Consider the following 15746-nt stretch of genomic DNA (forward strand, 5'->3'; position numbering starts at 1 on the left):
CGAAAATTACTATCAATACAAAGCATATGAAATATCTAAAAAACATCCGAATCTCCATGAAATGCAGAAGGGTATTTATTGTAATAAGCTTCATTGCTTGGTTCTCGCCTATAAGATACATATACATACCCTAACGCAAACCCTAGAATTAAAAACAAAAGGTATAGAGCTAGATGTACGAATGCAAATCCTGAATTCTCTTCTTCACAGTTTTCCAAGAGCTCAGATGAAGATTGATGAACTTTTTTTAAAATAGCGTTACTATCTTGCAAAAGTTGAGATAGATTATTCCGTAAATTTTCTGTTGTTGATGTATTGGCAGTCGAAGACACGGTATTTTTGTATCAAACCTTCTGTCATCATTATAACATTTAAAAGGTAGTATTGGTATAAAAATCTCTCTAAAATGTAATAAAGTTCCGTTTCAAATTTTTGTATGTTCAATCGTTTACTAAAGTCATTTGCTTTGGCGGCTGCATTTCTAGGAGTGATTTATTTTCTAACTCAAGATAGTCAAGGACATAAACCCAATTTTTCTTTTGGAAAAATACAGCAAGATATTAAGCAAAATGAAGCTCCAGCACCTGTGGCTGAAACACCTCTTAAAGAAAAGGAAGAGGAGGTTGTCGTGAAACCTCAAATTAGCTCTATCACTTCATCCCATGCATGCGTTTTAGAGATATTGCCTGATATTGCGGAAGCTTCTTTACCAAGTGTTGTAAGCATTCAAAACACACAAATTAAAAAACAGACTGCAAGAGCTGATCAAAGAGAAAAAATAACAGTCCCTGGGCCTTTTGGTGATTTGTTTAAAGAGTTTTTTGATAATATGCCTCAAACCCCAAGGCGTGTAGAGGCTCAAGGTTCTGGGTTTATTATGCGCGTATACAAAGATGGAAAACCTTACAATGCTATTATCACTAACTATCATGTTGTGCGACAAGATTTAGCTGGCGCATCAAATGCATTGAGTGTGACATTTCATAATGGCAACAAAATGGATATGCAAATTTTTGCGAAAGATCCAAAAAGTGATATTGCAATCTTGATGCCAAAAGACATAAAAAATCAAAAAATTCTGAATCAGTTACCAAGTTTAACTTGGGGAGATTCTTCTAAAGTTCGGACAGGGCAAAAAGTTTTAGCGCTTGGGAATCCTTTTGGATTAGGTAGCACAGTTACAGATGGTATTATTTCCTACACAAAAGGGCGTGATATTCCTTCTATGAGTGAAAATTCAAAATATATCAATATCTTACCAAGTTTGATCCAACACAGTGCGCAAATTAATATGGGTAGTTCAGGAGGTGTGCTTCTTGGGTTGTTTAAGGAGAACAATCAATGGGTTGGTCACGCGATTGGTATTAATACAGCTATTTATACACCATCAGGAGGAAATGTTGGTGTTGGATTCTCTATTCCATCGAATATGGCAAAAGAAAAAATTGATTCTATGATGCAATATGGGCGTGTAATGTACGGGTGGCTTGGAGTTATGATCCTTCCAATGCAGGATATGGAACGCAAGAATTTTGGAATTCCACAAACCCATGTATTTAGAGTTGAAGACCTTGTAGAAAAAAGCCCGGCTGCAAAAGCAGGCCTAAAAAAGGGTGATGTGATTGCATCTTTTAATGGTAAGGTTTTTGACAAGGATACAAGGTTAGAGCAGTTGGTAAGTCAAACAAAACCTGGCACGAAGGTTTATATTGGTGTTTATCGTAACAATAACTTCAAAGATATTGAAAAGATTGAGGTATTGATTGAAGAAAATCAAATGCAATTTGAAACAACAGCGCCTGATGCAACGACTGTTCGAATTGCTGAATTAGGGATGGAAGTTGAAACATATAAAAACAGAGACGAGCAGCCAGCAGGAGCGCGCGTTATCTCAATTGAAGACACTTCATCCAACATATCAATTATGCAAGGTGTGGAGCCTGGAAATATTATTGATGTGATATATGTTCCGCTTAAAAACAATAAGTTTGAAGAGCGCAAAATCGGTACAGCAATGGATTTAGATCGTGTAGCAAAAGAGCTAAAAAAAGCTGGCATTAAAAATGTGAATTGTCAGGTGAAAATTTCTGAAACAAGAGGAATTATTAAACCTTTAGCGATTGACTAATTTCCAAAGCCTTCTTATACACTTCTTTCTTTGATATTCCATATAGTTGGCTTAGTATTTTTGCTGTTTCGTTAATCGAATGTTTTTCAAGCATTTTTTTGATCTCGTCTTCGATATTAATGGAGTTTGCCTGAGTTTCAAGAATAGGCGAAAAAACAAGCACAATTTCTCCTCTGGGTTCAAAGCGTTCGCAAATCCTTAGTAGCTCTTGTGCTGAGCCACGCATTATTTCCTCAAATCGTTTTGTCATCTCTCGCACAACCGCAATTTCTCTAGGAATATCCTTAAGTTTTTGCAGTGTTTTTATGAGTCGATGTGGCGCTTCAAAAAAAACTAAAGTTGCATTTACGGATAAATCAGATTTTTTTGGATCAAAGAATCCGCCAAAATAAAATGGGTAGGGCGGCATGCCAGATAAAACAATCGCGTTTATAATAGCTGATGCCCCAGGTTCAGCTGTTATAGCAATATTGTTACTTTGACATTCTTGAATTAACTTATAGCCTGGATCTGACATTAAGGGTGTGCCGGCATCTGACACCAGAACAACATTTTTTTCTTCTTGTAGTGCTTCAATAATTCTCTTATGTGGTGTGTTGAAATCGTTGTAAATAAGAAGTGGTTTTTGGATATCATAGTGCTTGAGCAATTTCTGTGTCACGCGCGTGTCTTCACACAAAATTAGGTCTGCGTTTTTTAAAGTTTCTAATGTTCTTAAGGTTATATCTTTGAGATTTCCAATCGGTGTAGACGCTATCGTGAGTGGCATTAGTCAATTCGCACAGAATATTTTGCTTTATCTTCGGATTTTGGCACGCCAATAAACACAACTTTTGGCTTTTGTGTTAGTATATCCTGCATGGCCTTTTTTACATCTTCTAATGTGATTTTTTCAAGAATCTCACCTTGTTTATTAATTTCATCAAAAGTTAAACCATACCCAAGCGAAATGAAGTTTTCAGCCGCGTTCATGGTGCCGTCTGTTTTGTGAATTAAGTTTCCAATTCGACGTTTTTTTGCGTTTTCAAAGCGCGCTTTAAACTCTTCACTATCTAGATATCCTGATAATAATTCTTTTTTATATGTTTCATAATCATCCATTACGACATCTTGTAAAACTTTGTCTGGCGATATATCAAAACCTATCGTTAAAATCCCTGGATCATCTAAGGAGAAGTGATAGCTTGTATATACATATTGAATACCTTTATCCAATTTTCTGACGAAATGATTGTAAAACAGAGAAAGCGTTCCGCCACCCAACATATATTGGGCAAAACTATAGGCATAATCTTTTTTAGGCGCTTCATACATGAATTCAACAGAGGAAGAGGCAAATCGTTCATTTTCTTGTTTAATATAACGGGTAATTCCTTGCGCATTTGGTTCTTTTGCGCGCTTTCTTTCAGGAAGAGTGACTGCTTTTAGTTTTCCAAAATATTTTTCGATTACTTTAAGTGTGTCCTCAAAATCAATATCGCCTGCAATAATGATGGTTGCATTGTTTACATGATACCATTTTTTATACCATGCGAATGTATTTTCTCTTGTATATGCTTTGATATGATGTGGGTATCCTATAGGTAACACGCCATAAGGATGATAAAGATACATATTTCTAAAGATCACTTCTTCCACAGGTCCTGTTGGTCGGTTACCAACACGCATACCATATTCTTCTTCTACGGCTTTTAATTCTGCATCAAAGTCTTCTTGTTTGAATTGGAGATTCTCCATGCGATCCGCTTCCATCTCTAGAATTTCCTCCAGATAATTTGATGGAACTTTTGCGATATAGCATGTCATATCAAAACTCGTAAATGCATTAATATAACCACCAATTTGAGTCATTTTCTCATTGAAGGCATTGCCTGGATGTTTTTTTGTGCCTCTAAACATCATATGTTCTAGGAAATGCGATAATCCTGTAAATCCTTCAGGATCATCTGCTGTTCCAATTTTGTATAGCACTTTAATAGTTGTAGCTTTAGATAGTTTTTTGATTAGAACAATTTTCAAACCATTTTTTAATTCATAATGTTTTGCATCAAATAGTGTCATATTATCTCCTCCAGCGTTTAAAAAAAATAGACTAATCAACTTTATGATTTCCTAAAATGCAGAAGGTTAGATCTTCACATTTGATATGTTTTTTGCCTGCGTCATTTACCTCTTTTAAAGTTAAGGCTTGGATTTTTTTGTTGCGATTTTTAAGCCCTTCCAGAGAAAGGTCCGTTATATAAGTGGATAAAACTCTACTCATTTCGCCTAAAGAATCGAAAGAGGTTAAAAAACTTCCCATGACGAATTGCTTTTGATGATCTAGTTCTTTTTGTGTAACGCCTTTTTCGACTGTATCTTTGATTGTGGTTTCTAAAATTTTTAGCGCATCCTCAACTTGATATGTGCTTGTACCCATTCTGCCTTTGAGCATGCTCGCATAACGCATCACGAAAAGAGCTGTTCCAATGTTGTACGCTAAACCCTTGCTTTCGCGAATGTTGAACCACAGTCTTGATGAAAAACTGCTTGCCCCTAAAATTGTATTGAATAATTGAAGCGCATGAAAATCTGGATGATCTACAGGGATTGCGGTTGTTCTGAATAAAATAACACTTTGTGGCACATCCATAAAGAAGTATTTTTTCTTACCTGTGTTTTGAAACTCCAAAGGTGGTAAAGACGTCGGTAGAATGGATGTAGATTGGAGTAAAGTTTTTACACTTTGAATGAAAGATTCTGCAGCAGTTTCATCGAAATTTCCAAGGACAACACAAGATAGGCGGTCTGAAGTGAAGTGTTGCTTTAAGGCGTTTTTCACATCTTCGGGGGTGATAGCTTTAATGTGGATAATTTTATTTTCAATAGAGTCAAAGTAAGGGTGCTTTTTGAAGGCATATTTGTTGAAATGATCAGATGCTAACGAAGTGGGTTCAAGTTTGCTTTGTTCTAGGTTAAGCAACAACTGTTCTTTTGCGCGTTTGAATTCATCAGGATCAAGCCTTAAATTTTCAAAAATAAGTGTTAACGCCTTCAGTGCAATATTTAAATTTTTAGGCGGTGTTTGTATGGAAATTTCGTTATCATCCGGCCCAAAAGAAAAGGTTAGGTGAACTTGATTATTAGATAAAAACTCTTGAAAATGATACGCATCTAAAGCTCCAGCACCCTCGAAAATCATATTATCAAGGACGCTAAGCGAACCTTGCTTTTGTTCAAATGCATGACCAGTATTTTTGAATACAAACTTAATATGAACAAGCTTTGATGTTTTATCTTTCATCATCCATGTTTTCGTCTTGTCTAAGAAGGTCTCTTTAATATCAATGTTTAAATCATAAGATGAGAGATTGTTTTTTGGTGTGATTGCATTCATGACAAAATGTCCTCCAATAAAAATGAGCATAATGAGAATGAAAAAATTTATGATACGTCTCATTTGGTGTTTGTTTTCTTTTTCTCTTCAGGTGGTAGTTTGTTCATATCATCTGGAAAAACAAGCGGACTTTCTTTGGAGATTTCATGCTTGCCGCCGCAGGAGGTGAGAAATCCAAGCATTATAAGCGTTAAGAACATTTTCATAAAAACAGATCAATGTTAGTTTACGGTAGCATATTATGTTTAGTATTTTGAACAACTTACCTTGGGAAGATAGGTGATTTTAAAAATTTTTTAATTGATTTGTTTTCAGGTTGAAAAAAAATTCTCCATTGCTTACTATGAGCTATGTTAAATAATACAAGATATGATGAAGATTTTTAAGGGCGATTTGCCAGATGATTTAGAAATTAAGGGCGAGGTTGCGATTGATACAGAAGCTATGGGATTAAAGCCTCACAGAGATCGTTTATGTTTAGTGCAAATGGCGACTCAAGATCAGAGAGTGTTTGCTGTGCAGTTTGTTGATGATAAATTTAAAGCACCAAATTTAGTGAGAATTTTAAACGATCCAAAAATTTTAAAAATCTTTCATTATGCGCGTTTTGATGTGACAACAATGACGCACTATTTAAAAGACCTGCAGATAAAAAATATTTTTTGCACAAAAATAGCTTCCTATTTAGCAAGAACATACACAGATCGTCATGGATTAAAAAACTTGGTAAAAGAGTTGCTGAATATTGAGATGGATAAGACCGCTCAGACATCCTACTGGGGTGCAGATACTTTAACTGAAAAGCAAAAAGAATATGCAGCTTCAGATGTTTTGCATTTGTGTCGTTTGAAAGAGATTTTAGTTAAACGCTTAAAAAGGGAAGAGCGTTATGAGTTGGCGCTTGATTGTTTTAAGTTTTTACCAACACAAGCAAAAGTTGATCTATTGTTTGCGGAAGAGACAGATATTTTTGCCTACCAATTGGGTAAAAATAATTAGGCTGATTTTTACAAACAATCAATCGTTATGTTTTTATTTTTTTGTAGTATAGTAACTACATTTTCTATGCCCGCACCTCTAAACTCAGGTGACTGATATAGTTATGTTTTTAGGTAAATTCCTTCCAAACAGTTGCATTTATTTTTTAAGACTGTGTATACATACATTATGTAGATAAAAAAAGTTTTAAAATTGAGTCAAAATCTGCTTATTGTTGAGTCACCTACCAAGGTTAAAACGATCAAAAAATATTTAGGTAAAGATTATGACGTTATGACAAGTTATGGTCACGTACGCGATCTAGAGAGTAAGAGTGGCTCTGTTGATCCAGATCATAATTTTAAGATGATGTGGACATTAACTTCTCGAGGTGCAAAGCAAGTTAAGGCTATTGTGGATGCATGCAAAAAAGCAGATACGTTGTATTTAGCTACAGACCCTGATCGTGAGGGAGAAGCTATCTCTTGGCATATTAAGGAGATTCTTAAGAGTAAAAAAATTAAATGCGATATTAAACGTATTACTTTTTTCGAAATTACAGAAAAAGCTGTGAAGGAAGCATTAGAGCATCCGCGCGATATCAACCAAGATTTGGTCAATGCATATCTTGCAAGACGTTCTTTGGATTATTTATTTGGTTTTACCTTATCGCCTGTTTTATGGAGAAAGTTACCAGGAGCTAAGTCGGCAGGTCGTGTGCAATCTGTTGCATTGCGTTTGATTACTGAGCGGGAAGATGAGATTAAAGTTTTTATCCCGCAGGAATATTGGTCTGCATATGTTTTGTTTCAAAAGTTTGATGCAAAACTTACTGTATATGATAAAAAGAAAGTTGAAAAACTCTTTATTAAAGATAAAGCACAAGCTGAAGGGATTAAAAAAACTTTAGAAGCATGTGATTTTCTTGTGAATACACTTGAGAAAAAATCTGTCAAACGTCAACCGCCTCCACCATTTATGACCGCTACATTACAACAAGCAGCTTCAAGACAAATTGGATTCAGCTCTAAGAAGACAATGACTGTAGCGCAGACATTATATGAAGGTTTAAAAATTGGCACAGAAACGCAAGGTTTGATTACATATATGAGAACGGATAGTCTTTCTTTATCTAATGAAGCGCTAAATGCAATACGCGGATATATTGCTCAAAAGTATGATGCGCAATATTTACCAAAATCACCGCGTGTATACAAAAAGAAAGTGCGAAATGCACAAGAAGCGCACGAGGCTATCAGACCTATCGATGTGAATTTAACTCCGGAAAAAGTGCAAAAAGATTTAACGCCTGATCAATATAAATTGTATAAGTTAATCTGGGAGAGAGCGGTTGCATCGCAACTAAGTGAAGCGTTATTTGACCGCGTTACAGCTAAGATCGAATCAACAGATCAAAAGCATGAGTTGGGTGCAACGGGCACGACATGTACATTTAAAGGGTTTTTAATTTTACATAGAGACGATGAGGAAGATGAAAGAGAGGAAGAAAAGAAACTACCCCTTTTAAAAGAAGGGCAGGCATTAGATAAAAAAGGCGTTGAGATTAACCAGCATTTTACACAACCGCCTCCACGTTATAATGAAGCTTCTTTGGTGAAAAAACTTGTAGAGCTTGGTATTGGTCGTCCCTCAACATATGTTTCTTTAATTGAAACACTAAAAACACGACAATACGTGCGCCTCGATAATAAGCAATTTATTCCTGAAAATAGAGGAAAAATTGTTACTTACTTTTTAGAAAAATTTTTTCATAAATATGTAGAATATGATTTTACAGCCCTTTTAGAAGAAAAGCTTGATGAAATTTCCTCTGGAAAAAATGCTTATATTGATGTTTTAGAAGATTTTTGGAAACCTTTTAGTGAGCAAGTCAAAGGAACAATGTCGCTTACGGTTACTGAAGTTATTGATTACCTAGAAGAAAAAATTCAAGATGAGAAAAAACCATGCCCCTTATGTAAAAAAGGCACATTGAATTTAAAGTTGAGTAAGTATGGGGCGTTTTTAGGTTGTAGTTTATATCCAGATTGCAAATATGCAGCTCCGTTGGAGGGCGAGGATGCGGGTGATTTGCAAGAAAAGCCTGAGGATAACTCTCTAGGTGTGGATCCGGAAACACAAAGCGAGGTTTATCTGAAAAAAGGTCCATATGGGTATTATGTTCAAGTGGGAGCAAAGCGTACAGCAATGCCTAAAAATATAGAGCCACAGGATCTTACATTGAAGCAGGCTCTTATGTTAAACAAATTACCTTTGAAAATTGGCGAGTATGAAGATAAAGATGTGCAGGTAGGAATTGGTCGATTTGGTCCTTATGTGAAGCATGGAAGTGTTTTTGCATCTATACCAAAAGGGTTATCTCTGTTCGGTATCAATTTAGATGAAGCGATTGGTCTTTTGCAGCAGAAGCAGGCGAAGGTTAGTGCGAAGAAGAAGTAGTTCGCCATGACGAATACTCAGAAAGAACGATTAGCAAAAGTCCTGGCTCGCGCAGGTGTGGCATCAAGACGAGAGGCGGAGCGACTTATTTTAGAAGGGGTTGTGTCTGTCAATAATGAGAGAGTAAATACGGTTACTACCTTCGTTGATGGTAGTGATGTGATCCATGTGAATGGCAAAAAAATTTCAATAGATGTGGAGCCAAAATTATGGCTTTATCATAAACCTAAAGGACTTATCACAACTCATAAAGATCCACAAGGACGACCAACAGTTTTTGAAGATATTGATGTGGGGGAGCGTGTTATTTCTGTGGGGCGGTTAGATTTAAACACAGAGGGTTTATTGTTGCTGACAAATTATGGGCCGTGGGCGCGAGAATTAGAAATGTCTGACCTGCCTCGGGTTTATAAGGTGCGATTCTTTGGCGATGTGACAGAGAAAAAACTGGATATTTTAAGGCGACCATTTGTTATTGAAGGGGTGCGTTATCAGCCTTTTCAAGTTGAAAGAGCCGGAGATAAGTGGCTTAAAATTATAATTCATGAAGGTAAAAATCGTGAGATTCGACGTGCATTGGAATTTATCGGATTGCAGGTGTCGAGGTTGATTCGAGTTTCATATGGTCCATATGAATTAGGGAGTTTAAAATTACACGAAGTTTTGAAAATTAAATAGATCTATTAGATATTTACTTTTGCGCTTTTTCTCCTCCACAATAATTATATATACATAAATTTCTTGATGTGCTGATTCTTTTTCTCATCACTCTATTTGTTGTACTGATGGCCGGTGGATATTTCATTTTGTATCCTAAGTTAAAAACCCACGCAGTAAGATCTATCCTAGAAGATCATTTTTGGATTTTTAACGATAAAGGTAATGTTGTAGATGCGAGCAATTGTTCGTTTGTGAATTTTGATGATTTCTTGAACAAATTTGAGAAATGTTTTCATGTGTATGGTGAGAAAAAAGATGTGATGTCGCGTTTGGAATCTAAGCAGCCGTTTGAAGCAATTATTCAAAAGAAGAGTAATCAAGAGGCATATCATTGTGTGTTTAAAAAATACTATGACTATCATGTATTTCATTTCAAGAAAATTGAAGACACACTTTCGATTGAGGAGCTGTCAAAATCCTCTCAAGACTTTTTGGATGTTTCTCCCTTAGGATTTATTTTTATTGATCAAAGTAATAAGATTTTATATTACAATGCATCCGCGCAAAAGTTATTTTCTCAATCTTTGCGTGATAAGAATGTGTCAGAGTTTATCAAAAACCCTCAAAACGGTTTGCAGATTTTGAATGATACAACTATGGTATATATCGTGCCATTGGATGATGAAATGTCTTTGTGTACGTTCTTTCCTAAAATGGATACAGTTAATAATGCTGAAGGTGCGGCATTTGAAATTTCTCGCATTCCATCTTTGATCATGGATTCAGATGGTAGGATTCAAAAATACAATTTAGCATTAAGGCAAAGTTTAAAACAATTTGATATCTCTATAGATGAAAACTTTTTTCAGCTTATTGATAAAGGTAAAAAATCTGAAATTAAAAGCAAGTATCAACGAGTTTTAGATACAGACAATGCGGTTGAGCCATTTGAAACTTATTTTTCCAATCCAGATTTTATCACAACTACTTATACAAGTCGCTTGGAAAATGGATTGTTTCTTTTGCAATTTATTAACATTTCAGAGCAAAAGCAGCTGGAACAACAGTTTATTCAATCTCAAAAAATGCAGGCTGTAGGGCAGTTAGCAGGTGGAATTGCGCACGATTTCAATAATATTTTAACAGCCATTATTGGATTTTCAGATTTATTGCTGCAAAAGTATTTGCCTAACGATCCGTCTTATAGTGATTTGATTCAGATTAAACAAAACGCAAATCGTGCTGCGAATTTGGTGCGTCAGCTTTTGGCATTTTCACGTCAACAAACATTGCAGCCTACAGTGTTAAATGTAGGTGATGTGTTATCAGAATTGTCTGCATTATTGAAACGTTTATTAGGCGCAAAGATTGATTTGCAAGTAAAATATGGAAAACATGTTCATCCTGTAAAAACAGACTTGGGTCAACTAGAGCAGGTGATTATTAACTTGGCTGTAAATGCGCGAGATGCTATGGGATATTCTGGAAAGCTCAACATCTCGATTGAGAATTATCAGGCTACAAAAGAGCTCTGCATGGGTCATGATACGATGCCAAAAGGGGATTATGTGACTATTTCTATGCAAGATACAGGATGTGGCATTCCATCAGAGAATTTGCCACATATTTTTGAGCCATTTTTTACAACCAAACAAATTGGTTCAGGGACTGGGTTAGGGCTTTCAACAGTTTATGGAATTATGAAACAAACTGGTGGGTTTATTAGTGTGAAGAGTGAAGTGGATCATGGAACTACATTCACACTTTACTTGCCTTCCACCTCTGAAACTGTAGTGATGCCACAGCAAAAGAAAAATATTATTGATTTAACGGGTAACGAACGTATTTTGTTGGTTGAAGATGAAGATGCGGTGCGAACTTTTACCGCTCGTGCATTGCGCGATAAGGGGTATGTTGTGAGTGAAGCTTCTTCAGGGCGAGATGCTTTGAATGCAACCAAAAATGAAACATTTGATTTGGTGGTAACAGATGTTGTGATGCCAGATATTGATGGACCTACATTTGTGAAGCGCATGCGCGAAGAAAATCCCAATGTTAAGGTTGTGTTTATTTCAGGGTACAGTGATGAATCATTAGATTATAGCTTTCTTGCAGATGGTCATATGACGACATTTTTGCCAAAACCATTTACGATTAAAGATTTGGCAACGAAAGTGAAGGATTGCCTTCAAGCGGCTTAAGGGTTTTGCTATACTTTGGATAAGAACTTTATTCATTTGAGCTATGTTTTTTATTATTTATGCAAATATTGAATTATCAGATTTTAAGTGTGAGGTAGAATGGTTCAATCAAATTTATAACAGTAACGGAAATTTTACAGCTTTGCCCGAACGGCAATTTACACTTCTAGCGTATACAACATTTTCTCTTAAAGGGTATCAGCAGGATATTACGGAAATGGAACCTTATCAATTTGAGAAATTAGATTGGAATAAATTTAAAAGCAACCAATCTTCTTTTGCTGACGCAATTAGAGAATTGTATAAAAATTTATCCTCATGCAGGGTTTCAGAATTGCATATACAGTGGTTTTTAGATCAAGCAATATGGAGTATTTATTCTAAAAACGGTCCCAGAAAGAAAAGAGCAGCTATGTTTTCTGTTTGTAAAAAAAGGTTGTGTAAAAGACACGAGACTTCTAAAATTAAGACTCATTGACGTTTTTTCGTAAATATGGCACATTAGATTAGTCCTTGCTCTTATTTTATAAGGATAAGAGCTATTTAAACCATAAGGAAAGAGGTAAAAATGACAGCAAATACAAAAACAGTGCTCAGAAATTATGAGTGCGTGTTTATTTTCACACAAGACTCAACAGAGCAGCAGGTTCGCTCTCATGTGTCTGAATTTTCTCAAAAAATCAAAGAAGCCGGTGGGGATGTTGCAAAAACTGAATTCTGCGGCATCAGAACATTTGCATATCCTATCAAGAAAATGAAAAAAGGATACTACGTGCTTTTAAACACAAGAATGAGTACAGATTTTCTCAAAGAATTTGAAAAGAAATTGAAGTATGATACAAGATTGTTACGTCACTTGTTTGTGAACGTTGAAACATTGGATCCAAATCCATCTGCATTGTTACAACAAAGACAAAATCTGGACGTTGCGTATAAAACGCAAATTCGTTCTGGTAAAGTGTACGGCAAAGAAGGGAGTGCATAAAAATGAGCGAAGTAGAAACAAATAAAGCACAAATGATTCAACCGCCTAAGAGGCGCGCAAAAAAACAGTATGTGAAAAATAAAAAAGCATGTCCGTTTTCGGGACCTAATGCATTTAAAGTTGATTATAAAGATTTGAAATTATTGCAAAAATTTATTTCAGATTCTGGTAAAATCTTGCCATCACGTATTACATCTGTATCTACAAAACATCAAAGGCATTTAGGTCGTGCGATTAAACGCGCAAGATTTTTGGCGTTATTGCCTTATCGTTCATTGGATTAATATATCGTCAGATATATGCACGATAAGATCCTTCGACCTATAGGTCTCAGGGTGGCGGTGCGTTATTTTCAGGATGACAATTATCGAAAATATCGATAGATTGTTTCGGCTAAAATTTTTGTTATTCCCTTAACGTGATTTAACTCTTCGACAGTCGCTTTAGATACATTCTCAGCAGACCCAAAATGCTGAATTAATACTTTTTTGCGCTTTAAGCCAATACCTGGGATTTGATCAATCATAGATTTCCAGGCTGTTTTTTCACGGCTATGTTTATGGGTTGTGATAGCAAAACGATGCGCTTCATCTCTCACATTTTGCAAAAGATATTTTACAGGTTCAGTGAGTTTTATTTCATGACCTGTTTCATCAAATAATCGATCTTGTTTGCGTTTTTCGCCTTTAGCCAATCCTAATACCAAAACGGATTCTGGTACGTATCGTTTCACCATACGTACAAGCGCAACACCACCATCAATTAGCATCATATCAGGTAAGGGCCATTCCTCGTGTTTTAAGCGGCGTTGGATCATGTTTTCCATCATGTCATAATCATTAGATTCTTCAACTTTAAATTTACGATAAGCGCTTTTTTCAAATCCTGTATCTTTAGAAAATACGATCATAACACCATAGGGATGTTTGCCAAATAAATGACTATTATCATAGGCTTCGATGCGTTTAATGTCTTTAACAAAAAACTCTGATACTTTTTCTAGTTGCACATCATGCTGCTGAATATGTATTTTTGCGATATAATCGAGCAAACGTTTCTTGGGGCCGCGTTGTGCATGAGTGATGGCACAGTTTAACTTATGGCGCTCAAAAATATACTCTTTCCATAAGGCTGATATAGGAACATTTGTGATAATTTCTTTTCCAGGAATATTCGTTTTATAAAACTGTGTAATGAAATCTTCTACGGCTTCAGGGCCGCTATATTCCATATAAAAAATTTGAGATCCTAAGTATTTATGAAAGCGGACGATACCTTGAATTAAAGTGCCATCAGGTTTTATATATAAAATATCGCATGATTCAATGTCTACGATATGCGCCTGTTGTTTAATATGCAGTTTTTTTATAACCGATAATATATGCTTAACATGGGCTGCCTTTTCAAATTCTAGCGCATCACTATGTGCATACATTTGCTCAGTAAGTTCTTTGAGAATTTTTGCAATTTTACCCTCTAAAAAATCCATAGCGCGTTTAACTTGGTGGCTATATTCTTCCGCGCTTACATAGCCAACACAAGGCGCGGTACACCGTTTGATGTCATATTGAATGCAAGGGCGCTTTCTAATGGAAAATTCATAGTCCGAGCAATTTCTAAGCTTAAAAACTTTTTGCACTGTTTCTAAGGCTTCATCAATTTGAGGATAGGGGCCAAAGAATTTTTCCTGCTTGTGACCTTTTGGAATCCCGCGATATTTTGTGAGGCTAGGGAAGGGGTGTCGGGTGTCTATTTTTAAGAAGGCGTAAGATTTATCGTCTTTAAGTAAAATATTGAAGGGGGGTTGCAAGTGAGAAACAAGGTTGCTTTCTAAAATTAATGCCTCTAATTCGCTTTGTGTGATAGTGATTTCAACAGATATAGCCTGCTTCATCATGCGGGAAATCCGATGACTAAGTTCATTTGTGTTTAAATAGGATTTTAGTCTGTTTTTAAGATTCTTAGCTTTTCCAATATAGAGAATATTTTGATTTTGATCGAGAAATTTATAAACACCAGGGTCATTTGGCGCCTTATGAATTTGATCTTTTAATGTCATAGCAAGTGATCAATAAAATACTCCGCATCAAAAGATTTTAAATCTTCTTTTTTTTCACCAACACCGATGAAATAAAATGGATAAGGGAAATCTTTGGCAATTTTAAGCAATGTTCCACCTTTGGCTGTGCCGTCTAGTTTATTCATCACCAAACCTGTCAGAGGAATCACCTTGCCAAAATTTTCCGTTTGATTATAAGTGTTCGAGCCAATAGTGGCGTCTAATACAAGTAAAGTTTCATGTGGTGCCGTATCATCGAACTTTTGAATAATACGTTTTATTTTTTCTAATTCCATCATAAGATTATCTTTTGTATGTAATCGTCCTGCTGTATCAATGATCAAAACATCTAGATCATTTTTTTCTTTTGTTTGCGCAATAGCTTTATATACAACACTTGAAGGATCTTCCCCGAGTGCGCCTTTAAATAATGGTACGTTTAAGCGATTCGCCCATACTTCAAGTTGCTCAACAGCGGCTGCGCGAAATGTATCGCCTGCCACAACCCCAACTTTTTTGTCTCTTAAGAAATGGCATAACTTGGCAATAAATGTTGTTTTGCCACTTCCATTAACGCCGCACACAAGAATGATATTCAATCCTTTTTTTAATCCAAATGACTTTTCTTTTGCTTGCAAAAGTTTCAACATTTCCGCTTTAAGTGTTTCCACTGGCTCTTTGGAAGAAGATTTTATTTTTTGTATAAACTCTTCTGAAAGTGCAAAACCAACATCGGCTTGAAGAAGCGTGTCCTCTAATTCCTCTATGGTTTGTTCATCATGCTTTTTGCCAAATAATTTCTCTTTGATTTTTTGAAAGAACATAATTGTTTGGAGTCTTTTTTTATTTAAAGATTAGGGTGTTTTTGCTGTGAAAGCAAATGTTTAACCAGATCTTAA

The 15746-nt window shown here is 35.7% G+C and carries 15 protein-coding genes; 8 read left to right on the plus strand and 7 right to left on the minus strand.

From position 1 onward, the window contains the following. Window positions 1-35: 35 nt before the first annotated feature. Entirely contained in the window at window positions 36-332 is a 297-nt protein-coding gene (locus H6850_03775; GenBank protein USO02199.1) for a hypothetical protein, read from the minus strand. Window positions 333-436: 104 nt separating this feature from the next. On the opposite strand from H6850_03775, the gene H6850_03780 reads away from it, so the two are divergent. Further along, window positions 437-2128 (plus strand): trypsin-like peptidase domain-containing protein, encoded by a 1692-nt coding sequence (locus H6850_03780; protein ID USO02200.1) that lies wholly within the window; start codon window positions 437-439, stop codon window positions 2126-2128. Here H6850_03780 and rsmI read toward each other — a convergent pair. Genes rsmI through H6850_03800 form a run of 4 tightly spaced genes read right to left on the minus strand, consistent with a single transcriptional unit; the run spans window position 2106 to window position 5704 of the window. Beyond that, entirely contained in the window at window positions 2106-2897 is a 792-nt protein-coding gene (rsmI, locus tag H6850_03785; protein ID USO02201.1) for a 16S rRNA (cytidine(1402)-2'-O)-methyltransferase, read from the minus strand. The genes H6850_03780 and rsmI overlap by 23 nt on opposite strands. Next, complete coding sequence (locus H6850_03790) at window positions 2897-4189, minus strand: insulinase family protein (protein ID USO02202.1); 1293 nt, start codon at window positions 4187-4189, stop codon at window positions 2897-2899. The genes rsmI and H6850_03790 overlap by 1 nt, the downstream gene beginning before the upstream one ends. Window positions 4190-4220: 31 nt before the next feature. Further along, window positions 4221-5534, minus strand: coding sequence for an insulinase family protein (locus H6850_03795; protein USO02203.1), 1314 nt, complete (start codon window positions 5532-5534; stop codon window positions 4221-4223). A gap of 29 nt (window positions 5535-5563) precedes the next feature. After that, the gene (locus H6850_03800) at window positions 5564-5704 is read right to left on the minus strand and encodes a hypothetical protein (GenBank protein USO02204.1); all 141 of its coding nucleotides are present in this window, start codon (window positions 5702-5704) and stop codon (window positions 5564-5566) included. Window positions 5705-5876: 172 nt separating this feature from the next. Between H6850_03800 and H6850_03805 the strand changes: the two genes are divergently transcribed. The 7 genes from H6850_03805 to H6850_03835 all read left to right on the plus strand — a co-directional run bounded on the left by H6850_03805 (window position 5877) and on the right by H6850_03835 (window position 13072). Continuing rightward, a complete protein-coding gene (locus H6850_03805; protein USO02825.1) occupies window positions 5877-6503 on the plus strand; it encodes a ribonuclease H-like domain-containing protein in 627 nt (208 codons plus the stop codon). A 204-nt stretch (window positions 6504-6707) separates the two neighbouring features. Then, the gene (topA, locus tag H6850_03810; GenBank protein ID USO02826.1) at window positions 6708-8942 is read left to right on the plus strand and encodes a type I DNA topoisomerase; all 2235 of its coding nucleotides are present in this window, start codon (window positions 6708-6710) and stop codon (window positions 8940-8942) included. 6 nt (window positions 8943-8948) lie between these two features. Continuing rightward, a complete protein-coding gene (locus H6850_03815; GenBank protein ID USO02205.1) occupies window positions 8949-9620 on the plus strand; it encodes an rRNA pseudouridine synthase in 672 nt (223 codons plus the stop codon). Between the two features lie 107 nt (window positions 9621-9727). Next, complete coding sequence (locus H6850_03820) at window positions 9728-11803, plus strand: response regulator (GenBank protein USO02827.1); 2076 nt, start codon at window positions 9728-9730, stop codon at window positions 11801-11803. Window positions 11804-11846: 43 nt separating this feature from the next. Then, window positions 11847-12281, plus strand: a complete 435-nt coding sequence (locus H6850_03825; protein USO02206.1) for a hypothetical protein — start codon at window positions 11847-11849, stop codon at window positions 12279-12281. 90 nt (window positions 12282-12371) lie between these two features. After that, entirely contained in the window at window positions 12372-12788 is a 417-nt protein-coding gene (gene rpsF / locus H6850_03830) for a 30S ribosomal protein S6 (protein USO02207.1), read from the plus strand. Between the two features lie 2 nt (window positions 12789-12790). After that, complete coding sequence (locus H6850_03835; GenBank protein ID USO02208.1) at window positions 12791-13072, plus strand: 30S ribosomal protein S18; 282 nt, start codon at window positions 12791-12793, stop codon at window positions 13070-13072. 80 nt (window positions 13073-13152) lie between these two features. On the opposite strand, the gene uvrC is transcribed toward H6850_03835, so the two are convergent. Both uvrC and ftsY read right to left on the minus strand, forming a co-directional pair. After that, the gene (uvrC, locus tag H6850_03840) at window positions 13153-14847 is read right to left on the minus strand and encodes an excinuclease ABC subunit UvrC (protein USO02209.1); all 1695 of its coding nucleotides are present in this window, start codon (window positions 14845-14847) and stop codon (window positions 13153-13155) included. After that, a complete protein-coding gene (gene ftsY / locus H6850_03845; GenBank protein USO02210.1) occupies window positions 14844-15671 on the minus strand; it encodes a signal recognition particle-docking protein FtsY in 828 nt (275 codons plus the stop codon). The genes uvrC and ftsY overlap by 4 nt, the downstream gene beginning before the upstream one ends. Window positions 15672-15746 lie beyond the last annotated feature (75 nt).

It is taken from the genome of Alphaproteobacteria bacterium, from assembly GCA_023898745.1.
Taxonomy (GTDB): Bacteria; Pseudomonadota; Alphaproteobacteria.

What these genes read in the sequence shown, in the direction of transcription:
- H6850_03780 (USO02200.1), top strand. Translation starts at nt 437, where the DNA reads ATGTTCAATCGTTTACTAAAGTCATTTGCTTTGGCGGCTGCATTTCTA.
- rsmI (USO02201.1), bottom strand. Translation starts at nt 2,897, where the DNA reads ATGCCACTCACGATAGCGTCTACACCGATTGGAAATCTCAAAGATATA.
- H6850_03790 (USO02202.1), bottom strand. Translation starts at nt 4,189, where the DNA reads ATGACACTATTTGATGCAAAACATTATGAATTAAAAAATGGTTTGAAA.
- H6850_03795 (USO02203.1), bottom strand. Translation starts at nt 5,534, where the DNA reads ATGCTCATTTTTATTGGAGGACATTTTGTCATGAATGCAATCACACCA.
- H6850_03800 (USO02204.1), bottom strand. Translation starts at nt 5,704, where the DNA reads ATGTTCTTAACGCTTATAATGCTTGGATTTCTCACCTCCTGCGGCGGC.
- H6850_03805 (USO02825.1), top strand. Translation starts at nt 5,877, where the DNA reads ATGAAGATTTTTAAGGGCGATTTGCCAGATGATTTAGAAATTAAGGGC.
- H6850_03815 (USO02205.1), top strand. Translation starts at nt 8,949, where the DNA reads ATGACGAATACTCAGAAAGAACGATTAGCAAAAGTCCTGGCTCGCGCA.
- H6850_03820 (USO02827.1), top strand. Translation starts at nt 9,728, where the DNA reads ATGGCCGGTGGATATTTCATTTTGTATCCTAAGTTAAAAACCCACGCA.
- H6850_03825 (USO02206.1), top strand. Translation starts at nt 11,847, where the DNA reads ATGTTTTTTATTATTTATGCAAATATTGAATTATCAGATTTTAAGTGT.
- rpsF (USO02207.1), top strand. Translation starts at nt 12,372, where the DNA reads ATGACAGCAAATACAAAAACAGTGCTCAGAAATTATGAGTGCGTGTTT.
- H6850_03835 (USO02208.1), top strand. Translation starts at nt 12,791, where the DNA reads ATGAGCGAAGTAGAAACAAATAAAGCACAAATGATTCAACCGCCTAAG.
- uvrC (USO02209.1), bottom strand. Translation starts at nt 14,847, where the DNA reads ATGACATTAAAAGATCAAATTCATAAGGCGCCAAATGACCCTGGTGTT.
- ftsY (USO02210.1), bottom strand. Translation starts at nt 15,671, where the DNA reads ATGTTCTTTCAAAAAATCAAAGAGAAATTATTTGGCAAAAAGCATGAT.